This is a genomic window from Flavisolibacter ginsenosidimutans (genome assembly GCF_007970805.1).
Classification (GTDB): domain Bacteria; phylum Bacteroidota; class Bacteroidia; order Chitinophagales; family Chitinophagaceae; genus Flavisolibacter; species Flavisolibacter ginsenosidimutans.
This window is the reverse complement of sequence record NZ_CP042433.1, coordinates 4,961,611-4,987,779: the sequence shown is the minus strand read 5'-3', so window position 1 is coordinate 4,987,779 and position 26,169 is coordinate 4,961,611. Positions and strand designations below refer to the sequence as shown.

General features: G+C 45.1%; 20 protein-coding genes and 5 tRNA genes. 4 read left to right on the top strand and 21 right to left on the bottom strand.

Annotated features, from left to right (window positions below; translation table 11 throughout):
* Positions 1-143: 143 nt before the first annotated feature.
* Both rpoC and rpoB read right to left on the bottom strand, forming a co-directional pair.
* Positions 144-4,439 carry a DNA-directed RNA polymerase subunit beta' gene (gene rpoC / locus FSB75_RS21325; RefSeq protein WP_146791587.1) on the bottom strand — a complete coding sequence of 1,432 codons (4,296 nt, stop codon included), beginning with the start codon at positions 4,437-4,439 and terminating at the stop codon, positions 144-146.
* A gap of 112 nt (positions 4,440-4,551) precedes the next feature.
* Positions 4,552-8,358: a DNA-directed RNA polymerase subunit beta gene (gene rpoB, locus FSB75_RS21320; protein WP_146791585.1), complete on the bottom strand. Its 3,807-nt coding sequence runs from the start codon at positions 8,356-8,358 to the stop codon at positions 4,552-4,554.
* A gap of 242 nt (positions 8,359-8,600) precedes the next feature.
* Here rpoB and FSB75_RS21315 point away from each other — a divergent pair, with 242 nt between their 5' ends.
* Positions 8,601-9,533 carry a helix-hairpin-helix domain-containing protein gene (locus FSB75_RS21315; protein WP_146791583.1) on the top strand — a complete coding sequence of 311 codons (933 nt, stop codon included), beginning with the start codon at positions 8,601-8,603 and terminating at the stop codon, positions 9,531-9,533.
* Positions 9,534-9,656: 123 nt separating this feature from the next.
* On the opposite strand, the gene rplL is transcribed toward FSB75_RS21315, so the two are convergent.
* The 4 genes from rplL to rplK form a co-directional block, all read right to left on the bottom strand.
* Positions 9,657-10,031, bottom strand: coding sequence for a 50S ribosomal protein L7/L12 (gene rplL / locus FSB75_RS21310; RefSeq protein ID WP_146791581.1), 375 nt, complete (start codon positions 10,029-10,031; stop codon positions 9,657-9,659).
* A gap of 137 nt (positions 10,032-10,168) precedes the next feature.
* The gene (gene rplJ, locus FSB75_RS21305; RefSeq protein ID WP_146791579.1) at positions 10,169-10,696 is read right to left on the bottom strand and encodes a 50S ribosomal protein L10; all 528 of its coding nucleotides are present in this window, start codon (positions 10,694-10,696) and stop codon (positions 10,169-10,171) included.
* A gap of 27 nt (positions 10,697-10,723) precedes the next feature.
* Positions 10,724-11,419 carry a 50S ribosomal protein L1 gene (gene rplA, locus FSB75_RS21300; RefSeq protein WP_146791577.1) on the bottom strand — a complete coding sequence of 232 codons (696 nt, stop codon included), beginning with the start codon at positions 11,417-11,419 and terminating at the stop codon, positions 10,724-10,726.
* Between the two features lie 104 nt (positions 11,420-11,523).
* The gene (rplK, locus tag FSB75_RS21295; RefSeq protein WP_146791575.1) at positions 11,524-11,961 is read right to left on the bottom strand and encodes a 50S ribosomal protein L11; all 438 of its coding nucleotides are present in this window, start codon (positions 11,959-11,961) and stop codon (positions 11,524-11,526) included.
* A 219-nt stretch (positions 11,962-12,180) separates the two neighbouring features.
* Between rplK and FSB75_RS21290 the strand changes: the two genes are divergently transcribed.
* Positions 12,181-12,969: an FkbM family methyltransferase gene (locus FSB75_RS21290; RefSeq protein WP_146791573.1), complete on the top strand. Its 789-nt coding sequence runs from the start codon at positions 12,181-12,183 to the stop codon at positions 12,967-12,969.
* Positions 12,970-13,000: 31 nt separating this feature from the next.
* Here FSB75_RS21290 and FSB75_RS21285 read toward each other — a convergent pair whose 3' ends face one another.
* From FSB75_RS21285 to rpsU, 14 genes are all read right to left on the bottom strand, one after another.
* Positions 13,001-15,481, bottom strand: coding sequence for a DUF5916 domain-containing protein (locus tag FSB75_RS21285; RefSeq protein WP_146791571.1), 2,481 nt, complete (start codon positions 15,479-15,481; stop codon positions 13,001-13,003).
* Positions 15,482-15,653: 172 nt separating this feature from the next.
* A complete protein-coding gene (gene nusG, locus FSB75_RS21280; RefSeq protein WP_146791570.1) occupies positions 15,654-16,238 on the bottom strand; it encodes a transcription termination/antitermination protein NusG in 585 nt (194 codons plus the stop codon).
* A 2-nt stretch (positions 16,239-16,240) separates the two neighbouring features.
* Positions 16,241-16,432: a preprotein translocase subunit SecE gene (secE, locus tag FSB75_RS21275; protein ID WP_146791568.1), complete on the bottom strand. Its 192-nt coding sequence runs from the start codon at positions 16,430-16,432 to the stop codon at positions 16,241-16,243.
* Between the two features lie 84 nt (positions 16,433-16,516).
* A tRNA-Trp gene (locus tag FSB75_RS21270) sits at positions 16,517-16,587 on the bottom strand.
* 112 nt (positions 16,588-16,699) lie between these two features.
* Complete coding sequence (tuf, locus tag FSB75_RS21265) at positions 16,700-17,887, bottom strand: elongation factor Tu (protein WP_146791566.1); 1,188 nt, start codon at positions 17,885-17,887, stop codon at positions 16,700-16,702.
* 207 nt (positions 17,888-18,094) lie between these two features.
* Positions 18,095-18,166 (bottom strand) — tRNA-Thr (locus FSB75_RS21260).
* A gap of 89 nt (positions 18,167-18,255) precedes the next feature.
* A tRNA-Gly gene (locus FSB75_RS21255) sits at positions 18,256-18,328 on the bottom strand.
* A gap of 47 nt (positions 18,329-18,375) precedes the next feature.
* Positions 18,376-18,457, bottom strand: a tRNA-Tyr gene (locus tag FSB75_RS21250).
* A gap of 89 nt (positions 18,458-18,546) precedes the next feature.
* Positions 18,547-18,619: transfer RNA gene (locus FSB75_RS21245), tRNA-Thr, on the bottom strand.
* Positions 18,620-18,767: 148 nt separating this feature from the next.
* The gene (gene hpf / locus FSB75_RS21240; protein ID WP_146791564.1) at positions 18,768-19,067 is read right to left on the bottom strand and encodes a ribosome hibernation-promoting factor, HPF/YfiA family; all 300 of its coding nucleotides are present in this window, start codon (positions 19,065-19,067) and stop codon (positions 18,768-18,770) included.
* A 62-nt stretch (positions 19,068-19,129) separates the two neighbouring features.
* The gene (locus FSB75_RS21235; RefSeq protein ID WP_146791562.1) at positions 19,130-20,272 is read right to left on the bottom strand and encodes an acyltransferase family protein; all 1,143 of its coding nucleotides are present in this window, start codon (positions 20,270-20,272) and stop codon (positions 19,130-19,132) included.
* A gap of 72 nt (positions 20,273-20,344) precedes the next feature.
* The gene (locus tag FSB75_RS21230; protein ID WP_146791560.1) at positions 20,345-21,403 is read right to left on the bottom strand and encodes a class I SAM-dependent methyltransferase; all 1,059 of its coding nucleotides are present in this window, start codon (positions 21,401-21,403) and stop codon (positions 20,345-20,347) included.
* 43 nt (positions 21,404-21,446) lie between these two features.
* Positions 21,447-22,346: a tyrosine-type recombinase/integrase gene (locus FSB75_RS21225; RefSeq protein WP_146791558.1), complete on the bottom strand. Its 900-nt coding sequence runs from the start codon at positions 22,344-22,346 to the stop codon at positions 21,447-21,449.
* A 66-nt stretch (positions 22,347-22,412) separates the two neighbouring features.
* Complete coding sequence (gene rpsU, locus FSB75_RS21220; protein ID WP_146791556.1) at positions 22,413-22,610, bottom strand: 30S ribosomal protein S21; 198 nt, start codon at positions 22,608-22,610, stop codon at positions 22,413-22,415.
* A 99-nt stretch (positions 22,611-22,709) separates the two neighbouring features.
* Between rpsU and FSB75_RS21215 the strand changes: the two genes are divergently transcribed.
* Complete coding sequence (locus tag FSB75_RS21215) at positions 22,710-23,297, top strand: riboflavin synthase (protein WP_146791554.1); 588 nt, start codon at positions 22,710-22,712, stop codon at positions 23,295-23,297.
* Positions 23,298-23,389: 92 nt separating this feature from the next.
* A complete protein-coding gene (locus tag FSB75_RS21210) occupies positions 23,390-24,532 on the top strand; it encodes a hypothetical protein (protein ID WP_146791552.1) in 1,143 nt (380 codons plus the stop codon).
* A gap of 114 nt (positions 24,533-24,646) precedes the next feature.
* Here FSB75_RS21210 and FSB75_RS21205 read toward each other — a convergent pair whose 3' ends face one another.
* The gene (locus tag FSB75_RS21205) at positions 24,647-26,092 is read right to left on the bottom strand and encodes a DUF3290 domain-containing protein (protein WP_146791550.1); all 1,446 of its coding nucleotides are present in this window, start codon (positions 26,090-26,092) and stop codon (positions 24,647-24,649) included.
* Between the last annotated feature and the right edge of the window lie 77 nt (positions 26,093-26,169).

Here is a 26,169-nt window from a genome sequence, read left to right as displayed (position 1 = left end):
GGTCACAACCTTCATCAAGTGAAAATCCGTGCAGTCCGCATTTCATCAATCTGCACAATCCGTGATAAAGAAAAAGGAGTGAGATCACTCTCACTCCTTAAATACAATCCTGATAATTATTTTCAAATCACGACAATCCGCGGTTATTCTTCTTCGTCGAAAGTCATTGCTTCGCGAGCTGTTTGCAACAGTTCGTACTCTTCTTTCGAACCAACGATCATGTTCTCAAACTCACGAAGACCCGTACCTGCAGGAATCAAGTGACCGGTGATCACGTTCTCTTTCAGTCCAAGCATGTCGTCTGTTTTGCCTTGAATAGCGGCAGAAGAAAGCACCTTGGTTGTTTCCTGGAACGATGCGGCCGAAATCCAGCTTGGCACACCCAGCGATGCCTTGGTGATACCCAATAACGTCGGTTGTGACGTTGCGGGTTTTGCGTCGCGGTATTCTACCAGCTTCTTGTCGTTGCGCCGAAGGATGGAATTTTCTTCGCGCAGTTCACGAAGCGTTACAATTTGCCCGGCTCTCATGCGTGTGCTTTCACCCGGCTCGTTCACAACTTTCTTGTCGAAAATGTGATCGTTCTCTTCGATGAATTCAAACTTATCCGTCAAATCTTCTTCGAGGAATTTCGTATCACCCGGATCAACGATAGAAACCTTGCGCATCATCTGACGAACGATGACTTCAATGTGCTTGTCGTTAATCTTCACACCCTGCAAACGATACACTTCCTGAATCTCGTTCACCACGTATTGCTGCACGGCAAACGGACCTTGAATGGAAAGAATATCCTGCGGCGCTATCTGGCCATCAGAGAGAGCTGAACCGGCTTTTACGAAGTCGCCGTCTTGTGCGAGGATTTGTCTTGTAAGCGGCACTAAATATTTGCGGGTTACACCGTCTTTTGCTTCGATGATAATCTCGCGGTTACCACGTTTTACAGCACCCATCGTTACCACACCGTCAATTTCTGAAACGATGGCAGGGTTGGATGGGTTACGGGCTTCAAACAATTCCGTTACACGCGGAAGACCACCGGTAATGTCGCGCAGCTTGCCCAACACACGCGGAATCTTCACCAGTACCTGGCCTGCTTTTACGTCTTCGCCTTCGTCCACCACAATATGACTTCCCGTTGGCAGGTTGTATGTTTTCCGGTCCTTTCCTTCCACAATCATGGTAGGAATCTTCGTTTTGTCTCTTGTTTCAATAACCACTTTCTCGCGGTGACCGGTTTGTTCGTCGGCTTCTTCGCGGAACGTGATGCCCTCGATAACGTTCTCAAATTTCAACACACCGTTTTGTTCAGCCATGACCACGTTGTTAAACGGATCCCAGGTACAAATGATGTCGCCTTTTTTCACGTGCTGGCCATCTTTCACTTGCAGTGAAGCGCCGTACGGGATGTTGTTGGTAATAAGCAAACGGTCGTTCTTCTGGTCAACAATTCTTGCTTCACCCGTGCGACCAATTACCACCTGAACTTTATCGCCTTCGTTGTTTATTGTCGTTACCGAACGAACACCGTCAAACTGAATGGTACCGTCAAACTTCGCAGTCAGTGTAGATTCTACCGCAGCAGAACCGGCAACACCACCCACGTGGAAGGTACGAAGCGTTAACTGCGTGCCGGGTTCACCGATGGACTGCGCAGCGATGATACCAACCGCATCACCTTTCTGCGCCATATAACCCGTTGCCAGGTTTTTGCCGTAACACTTTACGCAAGTGCCACGCTTGGCTTCGCAAGTGAGCACCGAACGAATTTCCACGGTTTCAATACCTGCTTCTTCGATGCGGCGTGCAATTCCTTCGGTAATTTCTTCCCCGGCAGGAACGATCAGTTCATCGTTCTGCGGATCGTAAATATCGTGAACCGATGTACGGCCTTCGATACGATCTGCCAACGGCTCAATGATGTCTTCGTTGTCTTTCAGTGCAGACGTTGCAATACCGCGCAACGTACCGCAATCTTCTTCCGTAATTACAACGTCTTGAGCAACGTCCACCAGACGACGTGTTAGGTAACCGGCATCGGCCGTTTTCAGAGCCGTATCGGCCAAACCTTTACGGGCACCGTGCGTGGAAATGAAGTAATCCAATACGTTCAATCCACCTTTGAAGTTTGAAAGGATCGGGTTTTCAATGATCTCCGAACCGGTAGAACCAGATTTACGTGGCTTGGCCATCAAACCCCTGATACCGGCCAACTGCTTGATCTGTTGTTTAGAACCACGGGCGCCGGAATCAAGCATCATGTAAACGGAGTTGAAACCCTGCTTATCAGTTGCCAGTTCACGAATCAATGTTTCTGTAATGCGGGTATCCACACGAGACCAAATGTCAACGATCTGGTTGTAACGTTCGTTGTTGGTGATGAGACCCATGTTGTAGTTCTCCCACACTTCTTCTACTTCGCCTTTCGCATTGTCCACCAGTTCCTGCTTAATGTCAGGAATGATAAGATCGTTGATAGAGAAAGACAATCCCCCTTTGAAGGCCATGCGGAAACCAAGTTGCTTGATGTCATCAAGGAATTTTGCCGTCTTCGGAACGTTGGTAATGTTGATGATGTCACCAATGATTTCACGAAGGTTCTTCTTCGTCAGCAAAGCGTTTACAAAACCAACTTCTTTCGGAACAAATTGGTTGAAAATCACACGGCCAACGGTTGTATCCAACAATTTGTTGGTAATGGTGCCGTCATCTGCGCGAACATTGGTTTTTACTTTGATGTGCGCATGAAGGTCGATGCGGGCCTCGTTGTAGGCGATGATGACTTCTTCTTCGCTGTAGAAGGCCTTTCCTTCGCCGCGAACTTTTAATTCTTCGGTTGATTTGCGGCCTTTTGAAATGTAGTACAAGCCAAGCACCATGTCTTGCGAAGGCAGTGTAATGGGCGTTCCGTTCTGCGGGTTCAAAATGTTATGCGAAGCCAGCATCAGCAACTGGGCTTCCAGAATAGCGGCATGGCTCAAAGGCACGTGCACGGCCATCTGGTCACCGTCGAAGTCGGCATTGAATGCTGAGGTTACAAGCGGGTGCAATTGAATGGCCTTGCCTTCAACCAACTTGGGCTGAAAGGCCTGGATGGACAAACGGTGCAGCGTTGGGGCACGGTTCAACATGATTGGGTGCCCTTTCAATATATTCTCAAGAATATCCCAAACAATGGCTTCTTTTTTATCGACAAGCTTCCTTGCGGATTTCACTGTTTTTACGATACCTCTTTCAATGAGTTTGCGAATGATGAATGGCTTGAAGAGCTCAGCCCCCATGTCTTTCGGCAAACCGCATTCGTACAATTTCAGTTCAGGGCCCACGACGATCACTGAACGGCCTGAGTAGTCAACACGTTTACCCAACAGGTTCTGACGGAAGCGGCCTTGCTTGCCTTTCAATACGTCAGAAAGTGATTTTAGTGCACGTCCGCCTTCAGCTTTAACAGCGTTCGATTTACGAGAGTTGTCAAACAAACTGTCAACAGCTTCCTGCAACATGCGTTTTTCGTTACGCAGGATTACCTCTGGCGCTTTGATCTCCAACAAACGCTTCAAACGGTTGTTGCGGATGATGACACGGCGATACAAGTCGTTCAAATCGGAAGAGGCAAAACGGCCGCCATCCAAAGGAACCAGCGGACGCAGTTCCGGCGGAATAACCGGAATGTATTGCATTACCATCCATTGCGGCTGGTTGCTGATTCTTGTTTGTGCATCGCGGAACGATTCAACAACAGACAAACGCTTTAAGGCATCTGCTTTACGTTGCTGAGAAGTTTCTGTAGCAGCGGCGTTGCGCAGATCGAATGACAACGTATCCAAATCAATTCTTGCCAACAGATCATGAACGGCTTCAGCGCCCATTTTGGCGATGAATTTGTTTGGGTCTTCGTCGGGCAGGTATTGATTGTCTTTTGGTAGCGCATCGAGAATATCGAGGTATTCTTCTTCTGTAAGAAGATCACCGTAGTTCTGGCCTTTATCGGCGCGAAGACCGGGTTGGATGACTACGAATCTTTCGTAATAAACAATGCTTTCTAATTTCTTAGAACTCATTCCTAACAGGTAACCAATTTTATTTGGCAGCGATTTGAAGTACCAGATGTGCACAACAGGAACAACAAGCTTGATGTGTCCCATGCGTTCGCGGCGAACTTTCTTCTCGGTTACTTCTACACCGCAGCGGTCACACACGATGCCTTTGTAACGAATGCGCTTGTACTTTCCACAGGCACATTCGTAGTCTTTTACAGGACCAAAAATCCGCTCGCAGAACAAACCGTCTCTTTCGGGTTTGTAGGTGCGGTAGTTGATGGTTTCAGGCTTAAGAATTTCACCAAAGCTTTTCTCCAAAATACTGTCTGGTGAAGCCAGGCCAATCGTAATCTTCGAAAACGTTGGTCTTGGGCGATTGTCTCTTTTATTAAAAGCCATATAGAGAATTTGAAATTTAAGATTTGAGATTTCGAATTCGTGAGAGGTGAAAAGTGAGACGTGAAACAACGGAGTCTTTTCTCACGTTTGTCGTTTCACGTCTCACGTTATTTTAATCGTGAAACTTAAGGTCGAGACCCAAGCCTCTTAACTCGTGAACCAATACGTTGAAAGATTCAGGAATACCGGCACGAGGAATGTTATCGCCTTTCACAATTGCTTCGTATGTTTTTGCACGACCGATGATGTCGTCAGACTTGATGGTTAACAATTCCTGCAAGATGTTGGAAGCACCGTAAGCTTCGAGTGCCCATACCTCCATCTCACCAAAACGCTGACCACCAAATTGTGCTTTACCACCGAGCGGCTGTTGCGTAATCAAGCTGTAAGGCCCGATTGAACGTGCGTGCATTTTGTCATCAACCATGTGGTGCAGTTTGATGATATAGATAACACCCACGGTTGCCTTCTGGTCGAAGCGGTCGCCGGTTTCACCATCATACAAGTATGTGTGTCCAAACATCGGAATGCCCGCTTGTTCGCAGAATTTCGCAATGTCGTCCGTTGAGGCACCGTCAAAGATTGGCGTCGCAAACTTCTCACCCAATTGCATACCGGCCCAACCGAGAACTGTTTCGTAGATCTGTCCGAGGTTCATACGAGAAGGTACACCAAGCGGATTCAGTACAATGTCAACCGGCGTTCCGTCTTCAAGGAATGGCATGTCTTCCGCACGAACAATCTTTGCAACAATGCCTTTGTTACCGTGACGACCGGCCATCTTATCACCTACTTTCAACTTGCGCTTTACAGCGAGGTAAACTTTGGCAAGTTTCAACACACCCGCAGGCAATTCATCGCCGATGGAGATGTTGAATTTCTCCCGCTTATAGCGTCCCAATTCTTCGTTGTACTTGATGCTATAGTTGTGCAGCAACACGTTGATTTGCTCGTCCACTTTTGCATCACCGGTCCAACCAAGCGGGTTCACGTTCATGTAGTCAATGCTCGCCAGGTTTTTCTGCGTAAACCGTGCGCCTTTGCCAATTAACACTTCACCAAAGTTGTTGCTCACGCTTGCAGAGGCTTTTTCTTTCAAAAGCGTTTGCAATTTGTCAAGCAACACTTCCATCAGTGCCGATGTGTTCTTTTCGTGTTCTCTCTCCTGCTTTTCCAAGGCGGCTTTTTCACGAACCTTCGCGTTCTTGTCTTTCTTCGCCCGCTGGAATAATTTCTTGCCAATCACCACGCCTTCTACACCGTTTGGCGCTTTCAGCGAAGCGTCTTTTGCATCACCGGCCTTGTCGCCGAAGATGGCACGCAAAAGTTTTTCTTCCGGCGTAGGATCGCTTTCCCCTTTCGGTGTGATTTTACCAATCAGGATGTCGCCTTCTTTGATTTGCGCACCGATGCGGATGATGCCGTTTTCGTCAAGGTCACGCGTGGCTTCTTCTGAAACGTTCGGGATATCCGGTGTCAGTTCTTCTTCGCCCAGTTTTGTATCGCGTACTTCCAGTTCGTATTCGGAGATGTGAACCGAAGTAAACATGTCTTCTTTTACAACTCTCTCCGAGATCACAATGGCATCTTCAAAGTTGTAACCTTTCCAGGGCATGAAAGCCACTTTCAGGTTTTTACCAAGAGCTAATTCGCCGTTCTGCGTGGCGTAACCTTCGGTTAAGAAATCACCGTCTTTTACACGCTGACCTTTTTTCACGGCAGGCTTCAGGTTGATAGAAGTTTCCTGGTTGGTTTTGATGAATTTGGTCAATCTGTAAATCACCAGGTCATCTTCGAAAGAAACCAAACGTTGCTCATCATTACGGTTGTAGCGAACGTGAATTTCGTTGGCATCTACAAACTCAACCACACCGTCACCGTCTGCGTGAATTTGAATGCGTGCATCACGGGCAGCCTTGCCTTCCAGACCTGTACCAACAATCGGTACATCAGGACGCAACAACGGCACAGCCTGGCGTTGCATGTTTGAACCCATCAGCGCACGGTTGGCGTCATCGTGCTCAAGGAACGGGATCAACGAAGCAGACAAACCAACAATCTGGTTTGGCGCAACGTCCATGTATTCCACTTCATTTTTATCAAGAATCGGGAAGTCACCCGTTTCACGGCTAACAATCTTGTCTTCTGCAAAATTTCCTTTCTCGTCGAGTGGCGTGTTGGCCTGGGCAATCTTCGCCAGGTCTTCTTCTTCCGCACTTAAAAACGTCAGTTGCTTCATGTCTACTTTACCGTCTTTCACTTTACGGTAAGGTGTTTCGATAAAGCCCATTTCGTTGATCGCAGCATGTACGCAAAGCGTAGAGATCAAACCAATGTTTGGACCTTCCGGTGTTTCGATGGTACACAAACGGCCGTAGTGAGAATAGTGTACGTCACGCACCTCAAAGCCTGCACGTTCGCGGCTCAAACCACCTGGCCCGAGTGCCGAGATACGCCGCTTGTGTGTGATCTCGGAAAGCGGGTTTGTCTGGTCGAGGAACTGCGACAATTGAGACGTACCAAAAAATGAATTAATTACACTTGACAGTGTTCTTGCATTGATCAAATCAACCGGCGTGAATACCTCGTTGTCGCGAACGTTCATCCGTTCACGAATGGTACGGGCCATGCGGGCCAGGCCTACACCAAACTGTGCGTACAACTGCTCACCCACCGTACGAACGCGGCGGTTGCTCAGGTGGTCAATGTCATCAATCTCCGCCTTGCCGTTGGTTAAACGAACAAGGTATTTAATGATGAGAATGATGTCTTCTTTGGTTAATGTTTTTTGCTCTTTCTGAGCGTTCAAACCAAGCTTGCGGTTGATCTTGTAACGTCCGACTTCACCGAGATCATAGCGCTTGTCGGAGAAGAACAATTTATCAATAATTCCTCTCGCCGTTTCGTTGTCCGGCGCATCCGCACCGCGCAACTGGCGGTAGATTACCTGAACCGCTTCCAGTTCAGAGTTGGAGGTATCTTTATTTAAGGTGTTGTAGATAATTGCGTAATCACCACCGACGTCTTCTTTCTGGATAAATACGGATTTGATATCCATTTCAGAAATGGTATCAATCGCCTCTTCGTCCAAAACAGAATCACGCTCAAGCACAACTTCGTTACGCTCAATAGAAACAACCTCGCCGGTATCCTCGTCCACAAAGTCTTCTACCCAGCTACGCAGTACGCGGGCTGCAAGGCGGCGGCCAACGTATTTTTCCAATGATTTTTTATCACCTTTTACTTCATCAGCCATTCCGAAGAGTTCCAGAATGTCTTTATCGGTTTCGTAGCCGATGGAACGAAGAAGCGTGGTTACGGGGAATTTTTTCTTCCGGTCAATGTAGGCATACATCACGTTGTTGATGTCGGTGGCAAATTCCATCCACGCGCCTTTGAACGGAATTACCCTTGCAGAGTAAATCTTCGTTCCGTTGGGGTGAACTGACTGCCCGAAGAATACACCGGGTGAACGGTGCAACTGGGAAACCACCACACGCTCTGCACCGTTTATAACGAAAGTGCCGCGGGGTGTCATGTACGGGATGTTTCCAAGGAATACGTCCTGAACGATAGTCTGGAAGTCAATGTGCTCTTCGTCGTTACAGCTCAGGCGAAGCTTCGCTTTTAGCGGAACGGCGTAGGTCAGGCCACGCTCCATACACTCTTCGATGGTGTAGCGGGGCGGGTCAATAAAATAATCAAGAAACTCCAGAACGAAGATGTTGCGGGTGTCGGTGATCGGAAAATTTTCCTTGAACACGCGGAACAGGCCCTCTACGTTTCGTTTGTCAGGAGTTGTTTCGAGCTGGAAAAATTCTTTGAAGGACTGAATCTGAACCGCAAGAAGGTCAGGGGTGTCAGCAAGATTCCCGATTTTTCCAAAGTTGATCCGTTGATTCGTTGTTGTAGAACGCATAGAATTTCAAACCGGTTTTTGTGTTAATAACGGCGCAAAACCTTACCAGGCCTCTGTTTCCGGAGAAACAAACGCAAGGAAGGTCAACTATTTAGGTTGGTATTTGCGACGACAAAAATGTTTTTGGCCAAAACAAAGGATTGCAAAAGTAAGGAATTCCCCTTCACGAACAAGATTTTAAAGCCCTCAAAGATTGCGCCGCAAACTTTTGGGAATTCATTAATAGATGGTAACTTTTTGCCATGCTAAAGCAAAAATGGGTTAAAGAATACCTTGTCTTCAATCGAAAAGACCGAATCGGCGTCTTTGTTTTCATAGCCGTAGTAAGCGGTTGCATTTTTCTGCCAAAATTATTTTCAAAGAGCGCAGAACCTTTGGCATTAAAACAGGACGCAGCGGTTGTGTTTGCAATGGACACGCTGCAAAAACGGCAAGTGGCAAAAAAAGACTTCGCCCGAAACGAGAACGAAAATTATCCGTATCGGTACGAGCGGTCGGAAACCAAAACTTATACAAATGGCGAACTGTTCCAATTCGACCCGAACACGATTTCGTTAGCCGACTGGGAGCGCCTGGGACTGAACGAACGCACCGGCAAAACCATTTTGAAATACGTAAGCAAGGGCGGCAAATTTTACAAATCCGAAGACTTGCAAAAAATTTGGGGAATGCCGGAAGGATTTTACGAGCGGGTAAAAGACTACGTGAAGATTACATCCATTGCGAGAAATTATCCCGCTTACGAAAACAAACCTTTCGCACGGGAAGAGCGAAAGCCAACCGTCATTAACATAAACGAAGCGGATACAACGGCGTTTATTGCGCTGCCAGGGATTGGCAGCAAACTGTCGGCACGCATCATCAACTTTCGTGAAAAGCTTGGCGGCTTTTATTCGATTGAACAAATTGGCGAAACCTGGGGTCTGCCGGATTCGACTTTTCAAAAACTAAAACCGCGGTTTCAAATTAGCGGCGAGAACGTTCGAAGGATAAATTTAAACACGGCAACTAAAGATGAATTGAAACAGCATCCGTACGTCCGATGGAACTTGGCCAACGCAATTGTTGAATACCGAAACCAGCATGGCATGTTCAAGAACTTGGAAGACTTAAGAAACATTGCACTGGTGGACGAAGCAACCTTTGAAAAAATTGTTCACTACCTGAGTTTATAGTTTCAATCAAACGGTTGAAACCGCATTGCAAAATATATCGCGAAGTCAGCCTGCTGTTTAAGTAAACGAAGTAAAAAGAAAAGCCCTTGCAATTGCAAGGGCTTTTCAAAATAGAAAAATCAATTACGCGATTTCTACTTCAGCGCCGGCTTCTTTGAGCTTGTTGGCGATGTCGTCGGCAGTAGCTTTGTCTACGCCTTCTTTAATAGGCTTCGGAGCACCGTCAACCAAGTCTTTCGCTTCTTTCAAACCTAAACCAGTCAAGTCTTTTACGATTTTAACTACGTTCAGTTTAGAAGCGCCAGCCGCTTTCAAAATCACATTGAAAGATGTTTTTTCTTCAGCAGCAGGAGCGGCACCGCCGGCAGCAGGACCCGCAACAACTGTAGCAGCAGCCGGTTCAATGCCGTATTCAGATTTTAGAAAATCAGCTAATTCCTGTACTTCTTTTACCGTAAGGCCTACTAATTGTTCAGCCAGGTTTTTAACGTCTGCCATTTTGATTAAATTTTTTCCCCCTTCATGGTTTTAAACTCCGGAGGATGGTTTAAAAAAATTTTGTGTGCCTTCATTCTCTCAAGGACGTTAAACGCCCCTGCGAAAGATGAAGGAGTATGTTAAGAAACAATACTCGATTATTCCGCCGCAGGTGCTTCAGCAGCAGCTTCAGCGCCTTTTTCGTGATGGTGCAACAAGGCAGCCAATACACGTTTGGCAGGCGATTGCAACAAGCCGATCACTTCGCCAATCAATTCGTTCTTCGTTTTGATCTTCGTTAGTGTAGCCAAGTTGTTATCACCGGTATAAATATCACCGTTGATAAAGGCCGCTTTCAATTCGGGTTTTTCTCCTTTGCTCTCAGTACGGAAAGAAGAAATGATCAAAGCCGGTTCTTTTGGATTTTCAGAAAACAACAGGGCTGTTACGTTGTTCAATGAATCAAACACACCGTTGTAGCTGTCATTGTTGAAAGATTCCAGGGCCTTTTTGATCAGCGTATTTTTTGCAACACGCATTTCAACATTCTTGCTGAAACATGCACGGCGCAATTTGCTAACCTGGGCCACACTCAGCGATTCTGTATTGGTAACATAGAAGTTGTTGTACTGAGAAAACTTCTCTTTCAACTCTCCTATGATTTCGTTTTTTTGTTCTTTAGTCATGATAATAAGTTTTATCCTGCAAAAGGATTAGTGAACAAAAGATTTTGTGTCAATGGCAATGCCGGGACTCATGGTAGCGGCCATTGTCAGCCCTTTCAGGTACGTACCTTTTGCCGTAGCCGGTTTTGCTTTAATGATTGCGTTGATCAACTCCTGGCTGTTTGCCGCAATTTTATCGGGGGCAAAAGACACGCGGCCAATGGAAGCGTGAATGATGCCGGCTTTGTCAACCTTAAATGCGATTTTACCACCCTTTACTTCGTTCACGGCAGCGGCAACATCATTGGTAACCGTACCGGTTTTGGGATTCGGCATCAGGTTGCGCGGACCGAGGATTTTACCCAGGCGGCCAATCTTCGGCATTACGGCCGGTGTTGCAACAATCACGTCAACATCGGTCCAGCCGCCTTCTATCTTTTGAACAAATTCGTCCAGCCCTACAAAGTCAGCACCGGCGCCTTTAGCCGCGGCTTCCTGATCAGGACCGCAAAGAACCAATACACGTTTTGTTTTACCGGTACCGTGCGGCAGTGTTACCGTACCGCGAATGGCCTGATCGGCTTTTTTGGGATCAACGCCCAAACGGATATGCAGGTCAACAGACGCATCGAACTTGGTAGTGTTTACTTCTTTTACCAATGCAGACGCATCTTTCAAAGAGTAAGCTTTGTTCGCATCAACTTTTGCGTTTACCGCTTTTCTTTTTTTTGGAATGAATGCCATTGTAATTCGTTTTAAATGCGTTCAAAATTTTCAGTTATTAAGTTATCGGGTTATTAAGTTACTTATGAGCATCTAATAACTCAGTAACTTATTCACTCAATAACTTATTTCGCAGGGCCTCCCTCTACGGTTAAACCCATGCTGCGAGCGGTACCGGCTACCATTGAAGCAGCGCTTTCCAAGGTAAAGGCGTTGAGGTCAGCCATCTTGTCTTTGGCGATCTCTTCTACCTGTGCCCAGGTTACCTTGCCCACCTTTTGACGGTTGGGCTCTTTTGAACCACTTTGAATTTTTGCGGCATCCTTCAGCTGAACGGCTGCGGGGGGAGTTTTGATGATAAAGTCAAACGACTTGTCTGAGTAAACGGTTAACAAAACCGGGAGAACTTTTCCCATTTTGTCCTGCGTGCGGGCATTGAACTGCTTGCAGAATTCCATGATGTTGACACCTTTGGAACCCAGTGCCGGACCAATGGGCGGTGCGGGGTTGGCCTGGCCACCCTTGCACTGAAGCTTTACATAGCCAGTGATTTCTTTTGCCATTTTTCTTTGATTTATTGGTTCAAGCGACGTTTCATCTCAGCGACTACTTCGTCTCCCAAATTCCTCATTTCTCTTTTGCAGAGAATATCGAAAGAACTCTTTGGGGCCGCAAATATAGAAGAATGATTTTGGATTTTGGATTGGCGATTGCAGATTTTTTGTTAAGCATCACCAAACCTTCATTTCGTTCTGCCTAAGTTTGCAACCTTTACTTCCGCGATGACGAATAAAATAAAAAGCCTTCTTTTCAAATTGCTAAAGATTGACGGCTACCTGACCGTTGTTCAAAAATCTTATCTGCTTGCATTCCGTTTGGGTCTTTTGAAAAATAATTTTTCCTACAAATGGCACTACTTCGTTGGTTCGCTTTTGAAGGAAGGCGATTACATCGTTGACATCGGCGCCAACCTCGGCTACTTCACGCTGCAATTTGCGGAGAAGGTTAAGCACAGCGGCCATTTGTATTGCGTCGAACCGGTTGAGCCTTTTCAAAAGCAATTGAAAAAACTTATCGCGGCCAAACCGAACGTCACGCTTCTGCCCTATGCCTTGGGCGAGGAGGCCGACAAAAAAGTAACGCTTAGCATTCCTGCGCAATTTCAAAAACTTGGTTATCTGCGGCACGGCACCACAACGCTTTTGCACGGCGGAAACAGGGCCGACGGCAAATATTCTTTTGAAGCCACCATGAAAAAAGGCAGCGAGTTGTTTGCCGACCTTCCGAAACTGGATTACATCAAATGCGACATTGAAGGCTATGAAACCGTTGTGTTTCCGGAGATGCGAAATATCATTGAAAAGTATCAACCACTTGTTCAATTAGAAACATGGGGTGAACAACTGATGACGATGTACGAGTTCTTTAAAGACCTCGGCTACACCGCATTTTACTTAGATAAACAAACGTTGAAACCTCTCGAAAGCAAAGCACAAACCCTTTGGAGTGACAGCGATATTTTATTTGTGCCCAAAACAAAAATGAAACGCATTACGGCCTTCATTGGCTAAAAGAAGAGAGCCTGTGCAGGCTCTTTTCTTTTTAATTATTCTTGAAACTGTTTTTCTTTCGAAGTTTAAGATAATCGAGGTAATAAATCACTTTCACCGACAGGTTGTTGTTCTGCGGCTCGGCAAGCGTGTTGTCGAAATTTTTAAAATAGCCCTTCGTCGCATCACCGTTCGACAGAAAGCTTTCGTCCTTCCAAACGATGTTGATAAAGCTGCCCGGCGCAAACTGCAAGGTGTACACCGCATCAATGTTGAAGATGTTGAAATTTTGATCGTTGATGGCGATGTTTGAATGCTTCGTCGGCGACAAGTTCCCGTCGGTGTTTAAATCGTAAAGCTGCCTCACTTCTACCTTGCTCCAGTAATGCCTTGCACGAAACGTAATGCCCGACTTGTTGTTGAAACTCCATTTTGCCGACACAATATTTTCAATGGTCTTCAGGTCGCGGCGCGAAAAAATAACATCGGTTACGGCATTGTTTTCAACGTACTGATCATAGAAGCCCGCATCGTTCTTTGCCGGATTGTACGTTAAATCCTGGCTTAGAGAGAACTTGTCGTTAAAGCGGTAGCGGTGCGAAAAATTAAACTGGTGATTGGGACTGTTGAACAAACTTCTCAGCCCAACAAAGTAGCTGAAACTGGCATAATACCGCTTGGTTTCGTTGGTTTGAAACCAGGGGTTAAACTGTAACCGCTGCGGTGTACGAAAAGACCGGCCGCTTGTTCTCGGCTCATAAAAATCATTGCCGTGCGATGCAAAGCCCACATACATTCCTATCCACCAAAGATTTTTCAATTGCATGTTTGCGTTCACGTTGGTATTAAAGCTTTGAAACGTAGAATTAATTTTTTGATCGGCCACCTTTTTGTATAACATGCTGTAGTAAGCATTGTAATTAACCTGGATGCGGTTGTACCATTTTGTAGGTTTCAGCCAGCGGTACCCCGTCCAGAAATAATGATCAACGTAGTTGTTGTTAAACAGCAGGCCCATGTCGTTAATGTCATACCTCTCGTCCGTCAGTTCTTCGCCAATTTGAAAGTTCAATCGGCCGCCGGTTTTGCCAAAGTTCAGGTTGTGTGAATACCCTCTTGAAACGTTATTTGGCGTGAAGATTTGACTCAAGGCAAACTTACCGTTCCAGTTGTACGTGTTCTTTTTATTGTTGAAATCAAAAAGCGCAGCACTTACGTTAGCATCTCTGTCGCGTCCGTTGCGGATGGTGCTGGTGTTAATCAACGATACGGCCGAGTTGTTTTTCAAGGTTTGGTCAACAACGACAATGTTGTAATTGGTTAATGCGCCGGTTTGCACTTCCCGCTTTGTTTTCGTAACGCTGTCCTCAATGATTGCGTACATTGGTTTTGTCAACGCATTAAAGAAACCAATGCCCAATCCTTTTTTTGTGCGGCCCGAAATTTTCGTCGCATTAATAAGCTTTGACTCAAGCGGATTTTCAATCACGTCTTCGTTTGCACCAAGGCGATTGCCTGCATCGTCAAAGCGAATTGGCGTGCCGCCGATTCTTCTCGAATAAAACAAATTGCCTTTGTTAAACAGTTCGGTGCCTTCGGTAAAAAAAGGACGATTCTCCTGGTATTTTACTTCAAAAGGGGTGAGGTTTAAAACCTTGTTGTCGCTGCGAACCTGGCCGAAGTCAGGAATCAACGTCATGTCGAGTGTAAAAGCATCGTTAATCCCGTATTTCACGTCCATGCCGCCGTTTACCGAAGATGTCCAATCTTTTGTTCCCACTTGTCCTGAATGATAATGATTCAGGTAAGTAGAGAAGTAAGGTGAGAACGATAAACGCACGGGTGCTTCTATCTTTTCAATGCCAGTCCACAAACCTTCCTGATTAATGAAGCCGTTTACTTTAGGGTCGGTCGGGTTCCACATAAACTGACGGCCCGTTTTTTTCCTGTTGCGGGTGATGTTCAATCCCCAGGTTTGGTTTGGCTTGCTTACAAAGCGAAGTGCGGAATACGGAATTTTCATTTCAAAGGTCCAGCCGTCAGAGACAAGTTGCGCCTCGCTGTCCCAAACCGCGTTCCAGGAAGCGTCTTCGCCTGCCGTGTTTGAATATTTCGCATCATATTGCTCACCCAGAGGTGTAATATAAAAACCAGAACCGTTGATCTTGTCGTTGTACGTATCGAAGATGATGCCCACGAAATCGTTCACGCCAATCTTGTCACGTCCAACCAACTCCTTCGATACGCTGTCGGCAGCTCTTTCGTGGCAATAACCTGCGATGTAAACGGCCGTGTTGTCGTACAAAAGATAAATTTCGGTTCTGGTATCGTGGTCTTCAATGGCGCCAAAATTCGGCCGCCATTCAACAAAATTGGTGGCAAGAGGAGCGTCTTTCCATGCTGCTTCGTCTAATTTTCCGTCAATTTTAATAGAGGCAGTTGTGCGTTTGGCAGCGAGTTGCTTTGGCGCAAGTGGCTGTGCAAAAACAGGCAGAATTAGAATAGTAAACAAAGCAGAAAACAACGTACGCATTAAGTTGGATTTTGGTCAAAGCATTCCCGTTTACGAAGGTAAACGCACCGTTATGGAGGTGATTTACCGCTCATCAAAAAGACACATCTGTAGATACAGCTACGGGAAAATTTAACACAACAAAAAGCCACTCAGTTCCTTGAGTGGCTTTTTGTTGTAAGAAATTATTTTTTTAGCTGATTTTTTCTACTTGCATGTAGTTTAATTCCACCGGGGTTGAGCGGCCAAATATCTTTACCGTCACTTTCAACTTTTTCTTTTCGTCATTTACTTCTTCGATGGTGCCGTTGAAATCATTGAAAGGTCCTTCGATGATCTTGATGGTTTCGCCAACGATGAACGGTTCGCTCATGCTTACGCCACCGGCTTCGGCCATCTCATCCATTTTGCCCAGCATCTTGTTCACTTCGGCTTTGCGCAGGGCAATAGGATTGTCTTTACCAAGGAAATGAATAACGTTCGAGGTATTCTTGATGATGTCGCGCAGGTCATCACTCAATTTTCCCTCGGCAATTTCAATCATCACGTAACCGGGATAGTAGTTGCGCTCACGCATTACCTTCTTTCCGTTCTGAACCTTGTACACTTTTTCCACCGGGAGAAAAACCTGCTTCACAATGTGGCTCCAACCTCTTGAAATTTCCTTATCGAGGTATTCTTTTACCTTTTTCTCTTTGCCGCTAACCACACGAAGCACATACCATTTGGTATCCTGCTGTTGCGGCTCTTGCTGCGTATTTTGCGCCGTTGCTTCCATCCTTAGAAAATTTTATAGATGAACTTCAGACCGGTAGAAGCCACTAAATCCATAATGGCAACAATACCCGTTGTCAGAAGCGTCGCGGCCAGCACAATCATGTTGGACTGTTGCAACTGCACCCAGTTAGGCCAGGTCACTTTTTCCGTTAACTCTTTATATGAATCGCGGAAGTAGTTTGAAATTTTGTTCATGAAATCAATTTGTCAATTTGAAAATTTAGCAATTCGACAATTGATCCTAATTGGCAAAATTGTCGAATTGAGTCATTGTTTCTGCACGGGCAGAGAGATTCGAACTCCCATCAACGGTTTTGGAGACCGCTATTCTGCCATTGAACTATGCCCGTAGGAAAGCTAAGAGCTATTAGCGCTGGCTAATAGCTCTTAGCAATATTGAAGCAAATATAGAAACATTTGCCTTGCCTTTCGGCCAATAGCTAAAAGCTAAAGGCTAAAAGCTTATTTTAAGATTTCGGTAACCTGACCGGCTCCTACTGTACGGCCCCCTTCACGAATGGCGAATTTCAAACCTTTCTCCATCGCAATGGGCTGAATCAGTTTTACCGTAAGGTTCGTGTTGTCACCAGGCATTACCATCTCTGTTCCTGCAGGCAATTCTACCTCGCCGGTAACGTCCGTTGTACGGAAGTAAAACTGCGGACGGTATTTTTGGAAGAACGGCGTGTGACGGCCGCCTTCTTCTTTGCTCAGTACGTAAACTTCGCCTTTGAATTCGGTGTGCGGTGTGATAGAACCGGGTTTGCAGATAACCATGCCGCGGCGGATTTGCGTTTTCTCAATACCGCGCAACAGGAGGCCTGCGTTATCACCGGCTTCGCCTTCGTCCAGCAATTTGCGGAACATTTCAACACCCGTACAAGTAGAGGTAAGCGGTGTTTCCTGCAATCCTACAATTTCAACAGCTTCACCCACTTTAATGCGGCCTCTTTCAATACGACCGGTAGCTACTGTACCGCGGCCGGTGATTGAGAACACGTCTTCAACAGACATCAGGAAGGGCAGATCAACCGGACGGGGAGGCAGCGGAATGTAGCTGTCAACGGCATCCATCAATTGATCAATGGCACCAACCCATTTTTCTTCACCAGCCAAAGCGCCGGTAGCAGAACCTTGAATGATTGGCGTATTGTCACCGTCGAAACCATAAGAGCTCAACAGGTCGCGAATTTCCATCTCAACCAGCTCAAGCAACTCAGGGTCATCAACCAAATCAACTTTGTTCATGAAAACAACAATGCGGGGAACGCCTACCTGGCGAGCCAACAGAATGTGCTCTTTTGTTTGCGGCATGGGACCATCGGTAGCCGCCACAACTAAAATAGCGCCGTCCATTTGGGCCGCACCGGTAATCATGTTCTTCACATAGTCGGCGTGACCGGGGCAGTCAACGTGCGCATAGTGACGAGTAGCCGTTTGGTACTCAACGTGAGCGGTGTTAATGGTGATACCACGCTCTTTTTCTTCGGGAGCGCCATCAATTTCGTCGTATTTTTTTGCCTCTGCCAATCCTTTTTTTGAAAGGATAGAAGTGATTGCAGCGGTCAATGTTGTTTTACCGTGGTCTACGTGACCGATGGTACCAACGTTAACGTGAGGTTTATCCCTCTTAAAACTTTCTTTTGCCATCTTTATCGGTTTTTAGTTGTGGGGTTTTTGTTTTTGTTTCTCCTTCGCACCAACTAAATGTTTGAAGGAAAATTTTTATGTAGCCAGCAACAGAATACCTATTCAGCTTCCGTTGCGTCGCACGCTTGTACGTTCAGGCCATCAGTCATCAGCTTTTTGCAATCAGAAAATCTGAAGGCTGGCGACTGAAAGCTGACAGCTTTTCTGAGCCGTTGATGAGAATTGAACTCACGACCTCTTCCTTACCAAGGAAGTGCTCTACCCCTGAGCTACAACGGCTTTTGTCAGCGATGTTGACGGTTGACCGTTGTTTGCTGACAGAGGCAGCTACTGTCATCTGTCATCCTCCATCTGACAACTCGATTCTGAGCGGAAGACCGGGCTCGAACCGGCCACCTATAGCTTGGAAGGCTATCGCTCTACCAAATGAGCTACTTCCGCAAGTCAATTATTAATTGGTCGTGGCCAATTAATAATTCAAAGATCTGTGGGCAGGAGTGGATTCGAACCACTGAAGTCGAAGACAGCGGATTTACAGTCCGCCCCATTTGGCCGCTCTGGAACCTGCCCGGGTTGAGTTGATAGGTTAATACGTTTGCTGGATAATAAGTAAGCCACTTAGTAACTCATTAACCTGTCAACTTATTAACTCCTCCTCGAGCCACTTGTCGGAATCGAACCAACGACCTACTGATTACAAATCAGTTGCTCTACCAGCTGAGCTAAAGTGGCCTGATTTTTTTTCGCAAAGAACTACCCCGTTTTAAGGGATGGCAAAAGTATGGGAATTTGATGATTAGAAAAAAATCGCTAAAAAATTTTTTGCGCCCTTTTACAAATAAAAAAATCCCCCGCCGGTTGGCGGAGGATTTAAAGATTGTTACGCTGCTTGCTTTTGTTTTTTCTTTTTTATCTGTTGAACCAATGCATCAAGCGCCTCGTCGAAAGACGTTTCGAACGATTTGCTGGTAGATTTTACAAAGAACTCTGCACGAGGCACGTGCACCCTGATTTCGGCACATTTGTCTTTAATGGTATGCACCACGTTGTCCAACACCAGAAACACATCTACTTTAATGATCCGGTCGTGATACTGAGCAAGTTTCTCTAATTTCTTGGTGACATACTCAACTAATTTCTTGTCTGCATCAAAGTGAAGTGCTTGAACATGTACGATCATAGAATTGGTTTTATCAAGTGAAAAAATAGCTCAAAGAACTGTGGCCGGGCGGCAGCATGAAGTTACCGTTTGGTACCACTTCTACCAAGCCCGGAGACAGAAAAATTTTCGGAATGCGGCGTTCCTTCTTGGTCATTTACCGGCCTTGCCGAAGACACCAGCCTCTCCCGTAGCGCAATGAAATATTTTTCAATGAACCGGAAGGTGAACGTAGACACAACCACGATTGTAGCCGCGGCAGTAATGATTTGCCAAATCACCGGAAAAGAACAATATTTTTTTATGAGGAAAATCACGACGAGGTTGTTTAAATAAACAGAATAGGAAATTTTGCTAAGAAACCGAACCGACCTTGTCACCGCCGCAGTTGCGGGCTCAACAAAACACTGCTTTAGGTAAATCAACTGACAACCCAAACCAAGCCCTGAGAGCGGATAATAGAGCAGATAGGCCTTAGTTGTAGCTTTTAGAAAAAAAATGACCCCCGCCATGAAAAGAACTAATCCCGCAAGCCCAAAAGCTGACGACCTTCTTTTGAACAGAATGCTTAAAAAATAGCGGTCCAAAACAGCAAAAAGAACGCCGTAGGCAATCGCATCCATCCGCAGAAAAACAATGTTGAGTTCTGAAAATTTTTCCCGGACAAGTAAGCTTCTTGTTATGATGCCCGCTGCTATAAACAATACCGTATATAGTAAGGGGACCATTCTTCCTTTTCTTTGAAAAATTTTTAAAACAAGGAACAAACCGAAGGGGTACAAAATATAAAACCACTCCTCCACACATAGGCTCCACGACTCACCAAAAAAATGCGGGGGCGTAGTCAGCAAATTTTGCGACCAAACAACAAAAGAAAAATCAAAAGTGGCTACCGAGTTTAAAAAAAAGTAACCGGCAGTAAAGTTTACAGCCAACAGCACATAATAGAGCGGCACCGTACGCATCCATCTTCGTAAAAGAAAACGTCTGAAGGCCGAAAAGCCAAATTGCCCGTTGGTCTTATCAATTGCCTGCAAAAGAAGTGTACCAATCAGAAAGCCGCTGAGAACGAAAAAAACGTCAACGCCCAAATAAGCCACATACCAAAGAATCCAGAAATCACGTGGAATGAAATTCAGCAACAAATGAACAACGAGAACGAAGCTAATCGCCGTTGCCCGCATCAAATCCAGTCCAAAATTCCTGCGATTAAAATCAACAATCATGAAAGCGAAAAGTTAGAAGGGGATTTTTTAAGGGATAAACTAAGCACCGTTGTTGTAAAAATAAATTTGTCCTCAAGATTTGATTGACTTTGCGGGAACGCCCACCAACACAATATAAGGCGCAATGTACCTGCCGATTTTATTGGTTCGTTTAATCAGCCCATTGACATAAGCAATTGCCACCTTCTTAATCAACTTACTTGAAAAAGGATTGTAAAATCCATTAAAGCAAGAAAGCGAGTAGCCGTGTTGCCGGAAGGTTTTGCGGTACACTTGCAACGGGAGTATTCTTTCCGTCCAGCTACCCGTGTATGGGTCACAAACCCAATACGGATCTACAGGTGGAACGGGCATCGTTCCACTATCAACGTAATCCTGCACACTGCTTATAATTTCCTTTAGCTCCTTGCCCCTTGTTTCTTGTGCCAACGCTGAAACCGCCTGTTCAGTTAACTGCGGAAAGTTTTGCCTGATGATTTGTTTTCGTTGCTCCAGAAACGAAAGTGGCGAACATCCTTTCTGCTCACATTCTTCTTTTGTTAAATCGGCGTAGCCAATCCATTCATCCCGGTATTGCATTTTGTGCAACGATCTTGTTTTAATTACATTAAAGGGATTTGAAGCTGTTGTGAACACGCTAATCAAAGAAGGGTTCAAGGAGTGGAGATGCCTGAAGAACTCATCGAGATCATAAATGTGTTCAATCACATCGCTTGCCAAAATGATGTCTGGCCGTTCGCCCGTCTGAGCAAAGTACCTGTTCACCGCTTCTGCATCGCCTTCAATGAAACCATTAATATCGATACCCGCTGCGGCGGCCGTTTTTTCCGAAGCCACTAAGAATTCTGCAGAGCGATCGCACAGCCAAACTTTTTTAAAGCCATAGATCTTTGCAAACATTCCCAAAAAACCGTTGCCGCAGCCAAAATCAAGAACAGTTAATGAAGCAGGCGGCTTTTGCGCAGCCTTTACTGCCAATGCAAACATTTGCTCGTAAATGCTTGCGTAATAATCAAGGTGGTCTAACAAATGTTCTGCATAAACTAAGGGATAACCTTTTATGCCCGTATCATTTATGTTAATTGCTTTGAATTGCTTCAGAAAATTTGCTCTGCCGGAAAATGAAAGCATGAAAGAAAATTTGTTGCGCTCGGGAAGCAATCTTTCGTCTTGCTTATGCTTTGGGATGAGCGTTCTTGTGTATTGATTTCAACTTTTCAATGGTGTTGTGCGTATAAACCTGCGTAGCAGCTAAACTGCTGTGGCCGAGCAACTCTTTCACGGCGTTTAAATCAGCGCCGTGGTTCATCAGGTGCGTTGCAAACGTATGTCGCAGCACGTGCGGACTGCGCTTTTGAACGGTGGTTACAAGACTTAAATAATCTTTCACCGATGTGTAAACCGATCGCGGTTGCAAGGGTTTTCCCTTTTCGGTAAGAAGAAGATTTTCTGCACGATTCTCCCCTAATTTTTCCCGTTTCTTTTTTATGTAGCTCTCAATTTCCGTCAACAACTGCTGCTGCACCGGAATCACTCTTTCTTTGTTGCCCTTCCCCAGCACTTTCAGTGTGTGGTTTGAAAAATTCACGGCCGCCTCCTTCAACTGAAGGGCTTCGCTTAAACGCATCCCTGTTTGATAAAAGAGCAAGAGCAACAATCGTTCTGTTTCGCCTTTCCAGGTGTCCGGAAATTCAACGTGCCCAAATAACGTAGCAATGTCCTTTTCCGCAACAAAATTGGGAAGACGCTTTTCCACTTTGGGCGCCGTCACTTTTGCCATCGGCGTTTGTTTAACAACTCCTGTTTTGACCCCGTATTTAAAAAAAGATTTAAGCGAAGAAATTTTCCGGTTAATGCTTTTGGCCGACAGGCCCTCATCTTTTAAAGAAGCCAGCCAACTGCGAACGTAAGTATGCGAAATCTGCTCAACCGGCGTTTCGCCAAATTGCACAACCATGTAATCAAAAAAACCGAGAAGATCGGTTTGGTAAGAAACCAAGGTGTGCTGCGAGTAGCGCTTTTCAAACTTGAGGTAATCGAAGAAAGGTTGCAGGATGAGGTGATGGCTTTCCATAAAAAAACAATAGCTGCAAAGTAGGGGAAACTTTGCAGCTATACAATATGTTGAAAGAGGCAGCGCTTACGCTTCAATCTTTCCGCTGGCAATCTGTTGCTTGTAAACGGCCTTCAGCACTTCGCCACGGCGCTTAACCGATGGCTTGGTGAAGGATTGCCGTTCGCGCAACTGCAACAAGATTTTGGCCTTCTCAAATTTCTTTTTATACTTCTTGAGCGCCTTGTCTATGTTTTCGCAGTCTTTGCTATCAATAATTAACATGCGTTATACCTCCTTTAAAAAATTTTTTTTGGAACGCAAATATAGGCTTCGTTTTCAACGCAAACCAAAACAAAATGCAAAAACCCCGAATTTTACCAAATGTTCACCGGAATTATTGAAAGCCTTGGCCACGTAACAGAAGTATCGGAAAGCGGCTCGAACAAAACCTTTTGGATTGAATCACCCCTGTCCTCTTCATTTAAAATTGATCAAAGCATTGCTCACGACGGAGTATGCCTGACCGTAGAAGAAGTGCGTGAAAATCATCACCGCGTAACGGCTGTGGCCGAAACGCTTCGCAAAACAGCACTCCATCAATGGAAACCGGGAAAAGAAGTCAATTTGGAACAAAGCCTGCTTCCCGCCAAACGCCTCGACGGGCATTTTGTGCAGGGCCATGTGGACGCGACCGGTATCTGCAAAAAAATAAAAGACGAGAACGGCAGCCACGAATTTACCTTTCACTTCCCCAAAAAATTTGCTTCACTCGTTATTGAAAAAGGCTCTATCAGTTTAAACGGCATCAGCCTGACCATTTTTGACGTAAAGAAAAACACGTTCAAGGTGGCCATCATTCCCTACACGTTTGGACATACCAACCTGCAATTTTTGAAAGAAGACGACGAAGTGAACCTGGAGTTTGATATAATCGGGAAGTACATTGCCAAGATTACAAGTGGCAAATAAAAAATACTTCATCATCGTGTGCTATCCGTAAAACGGTTGCACTTATTTTCTCTTAAGCTAATACTTGTAAAGATTCTTCCTAAGCTTTATTCATGCGACAAAAAACATTGATAACAGAATGGCTGGTACATAAGAATCGGCAGACCGTTGTTTTGATCGTTGCCTGGATTGTTTTACACCTTTTTTTGTTTTTTCATTTTGGAATTGTTACCGGTTTAGAAGCAGGCAAGTACATTGACAGAGCCAATGATTTGGTGAAGCAAGGTGCTTACCCAACCGATAATTTTATTTTTTATTCAACTGAAATACTGCTGATTGCGGCTGCTAAATGTTTACATCTTGGTTATGGAGTGGTAGTCACTGTTCAGTTGGGATTTAACGCCCTTGCGTGTTACTGCTTTTATCGGATTGTTGAAAAACTGACTAAGCAAAACAAAGCACCCTTCTATTTTACGCTGGGTTTTATTGCAATGTTTTTTTATCAACTTTACAACATTTACCTCTTTACAGAATCACTATATTTTAGTTTTTCGATTTTGTTCTTTTACCGGTTACTTAAATTTTCAACGTTTCGATTGAGGCAATTCGTCGAAGTTGTGCTATGGTTGATTCTCCTTTGTTTTACGCGACCGGTGGGATTGTTCTTCTTGCCATCAACATTTGTGTTCATCATTTTTAAATTTTATCGTGAGCAAGCTACCATGCTTCTTTTAACCGCAGGTGTGATCGTTTGCGTCGCATTCTTTTTCCTCATAAACTACTCTAGAAATTCAGGCGAAGAGTACGATTATATTCTTCGGTTTACAGATGGATACGTGATTTGTGGGATTCCTTCCATGCCGGCAAAATCAATACAATTTCCGGTTAAGGAAAACTCCTTGCAGGGATTGGCTTATTTGATGATTCATTATCCGGGCTATTTCTTTTCCCTTTTCTTTCAACGGCTGTTGGCTTTTTTCAGTGCGGTCCGGCGTTACTATTCGTTGCCGCACAACCTTTTTGTGGCCGGGTATTTTTGCAGCCTCTATGTTCTTGCTGTTTGGGGCATAAAAAAGAATTTTCGAATCCATGGTGCTGAAATATTGTTCATGCTTCTCTTGATTTTCTTCACCGCGTTAAGTGCAGGTTTGGCCTGCGACGAATGGCACAGCCGGTTTCTATATACGGTTTTCCCTTTTCTAATGCTGCTTGCGGCCTTAGCTTTTGCACCACTTCAAACAAAGAATAAAGTTTAGCCATCAAAGCGCACTCGGCCGCTGTTTCCTATTTACTTCAATACGGAAGAAGCGTATCTCTTTTAAAATTAACCTGAAGCTTGACATGATGGCAAGTACATTACCCGCAAGTTATCACTGTCGGATAAATAAAAACGTACTATCGGTCCAGGCGAAGATGGCGTCGTGCGGCCGCAGCGAATCCAACCTACTTTCCTTCGGTAATTCGTTTTTTGCTTTGAACCAGTTTGTCGTAGTTGTCATAAAACTTTCTTTTCTGGAATCAACTTCTCGACGGCTGACTTCAACCGTTTGTCTGTACTTTATGTTTGGCGCCAGCCAGTTTAAAATATAGTCGAAGCCAACGCGGAAGACGAAGCCGCCTCTAAACTGCGTCGGCACGTCTACGAAATAGATTGTATCAAATGTTTCGTTTGAACGCTGCAATTCCTGCATGGTTTTTTTGGCAATGCGGCTGCTTTGTTTGTACGCGTCGGATGAGCGGTATAGAAAAAAAAACTGAAAGCAAACAAACAAAGCGAGAACTGCAAGTTGAACCTTGTGTTGCGGAATGGAGAGAATCCAATCGGCCAAAACAAGGCAAAGGAAAAATGAAGGCAGATACAAAAACCGTTCGCCTTCGCTGTCGTGCGTATCAATGCCAAATAAGAGATAGGGCAGCAAGCTCAAAAGAAAACAAGCGGCGGTAAAAATCCTGAACCGCGACCACATCCTCTTTCGCAGAAAATGAATAAAGAGAAAAATCAAAATCACAAGCACGGCAAATGAAGCAATCACAAACACTGTTGTTCCAGCAGGGGGAACAAAGCTTCGGAAGAAAAGGGCTGTGTAGTTATAGGCCAGTCGTTTTAGATCCGGCGTTGAAACAGATTGTATGCCGTAAGGCGTTCCAATCAGTGAGCCTTCCATTTTTGTTCGCACAAAAAAGAAAAGAGCAAACAGCAGCCAGAATCCGGCTGCGTACCAAATTTCTTTTTGCCAACTTTGCTTTGTTGCTGTAAGAAACAGAAGCAAACTTACAAGCAACGGGAAAAACCAAATGGCTTCATAGCTAAGCAGTCCGCAGGCGAAGAAGAACAGGGAAAACGGATAGGCCCACGGTTTTTCCTTTCGTTTGAAGAAACAAAGCAGGGACAGTCCGGCAAAAATTGTGGCCAGGCTTCCGCCTCGGCCAATGATCCACAAAACGGCCTCGCTGTGAAAGGCATAAATAAAAAATAAAAACGACGCGAATGCAGCAATTGTTTTTTCATTCGAAATTCGAAAGGCAGTAAGGCAAGTCTTTGCAACGAAATACAAAAGAACGGTGCATCCAATGTGCAGCAACAAGTTCGTCAAATGATAGCCCCAGGCATTTACGCCGTAAAGCTTCGCATCAAAGAAAACAGATAATTCGGACAGCGGCCGAAACGACACGCCTTTTCGAATACCAAAGTTTGCACACTCGGGTATGTGAATCGCATCATCGTTTAAAAAGTACAAGGCAAAGGGATTGTAAAACCAAATCACGATTGGCAAAACGGGAAAGAACCACCAAAAGGATTTGCTTTTCAACTTCATTATCTGCATTCTTTGCCAAAGATTATACAACTGTTCTAAACATTCCAATACATCCAGGCAAATTATCGCTGTGCAAT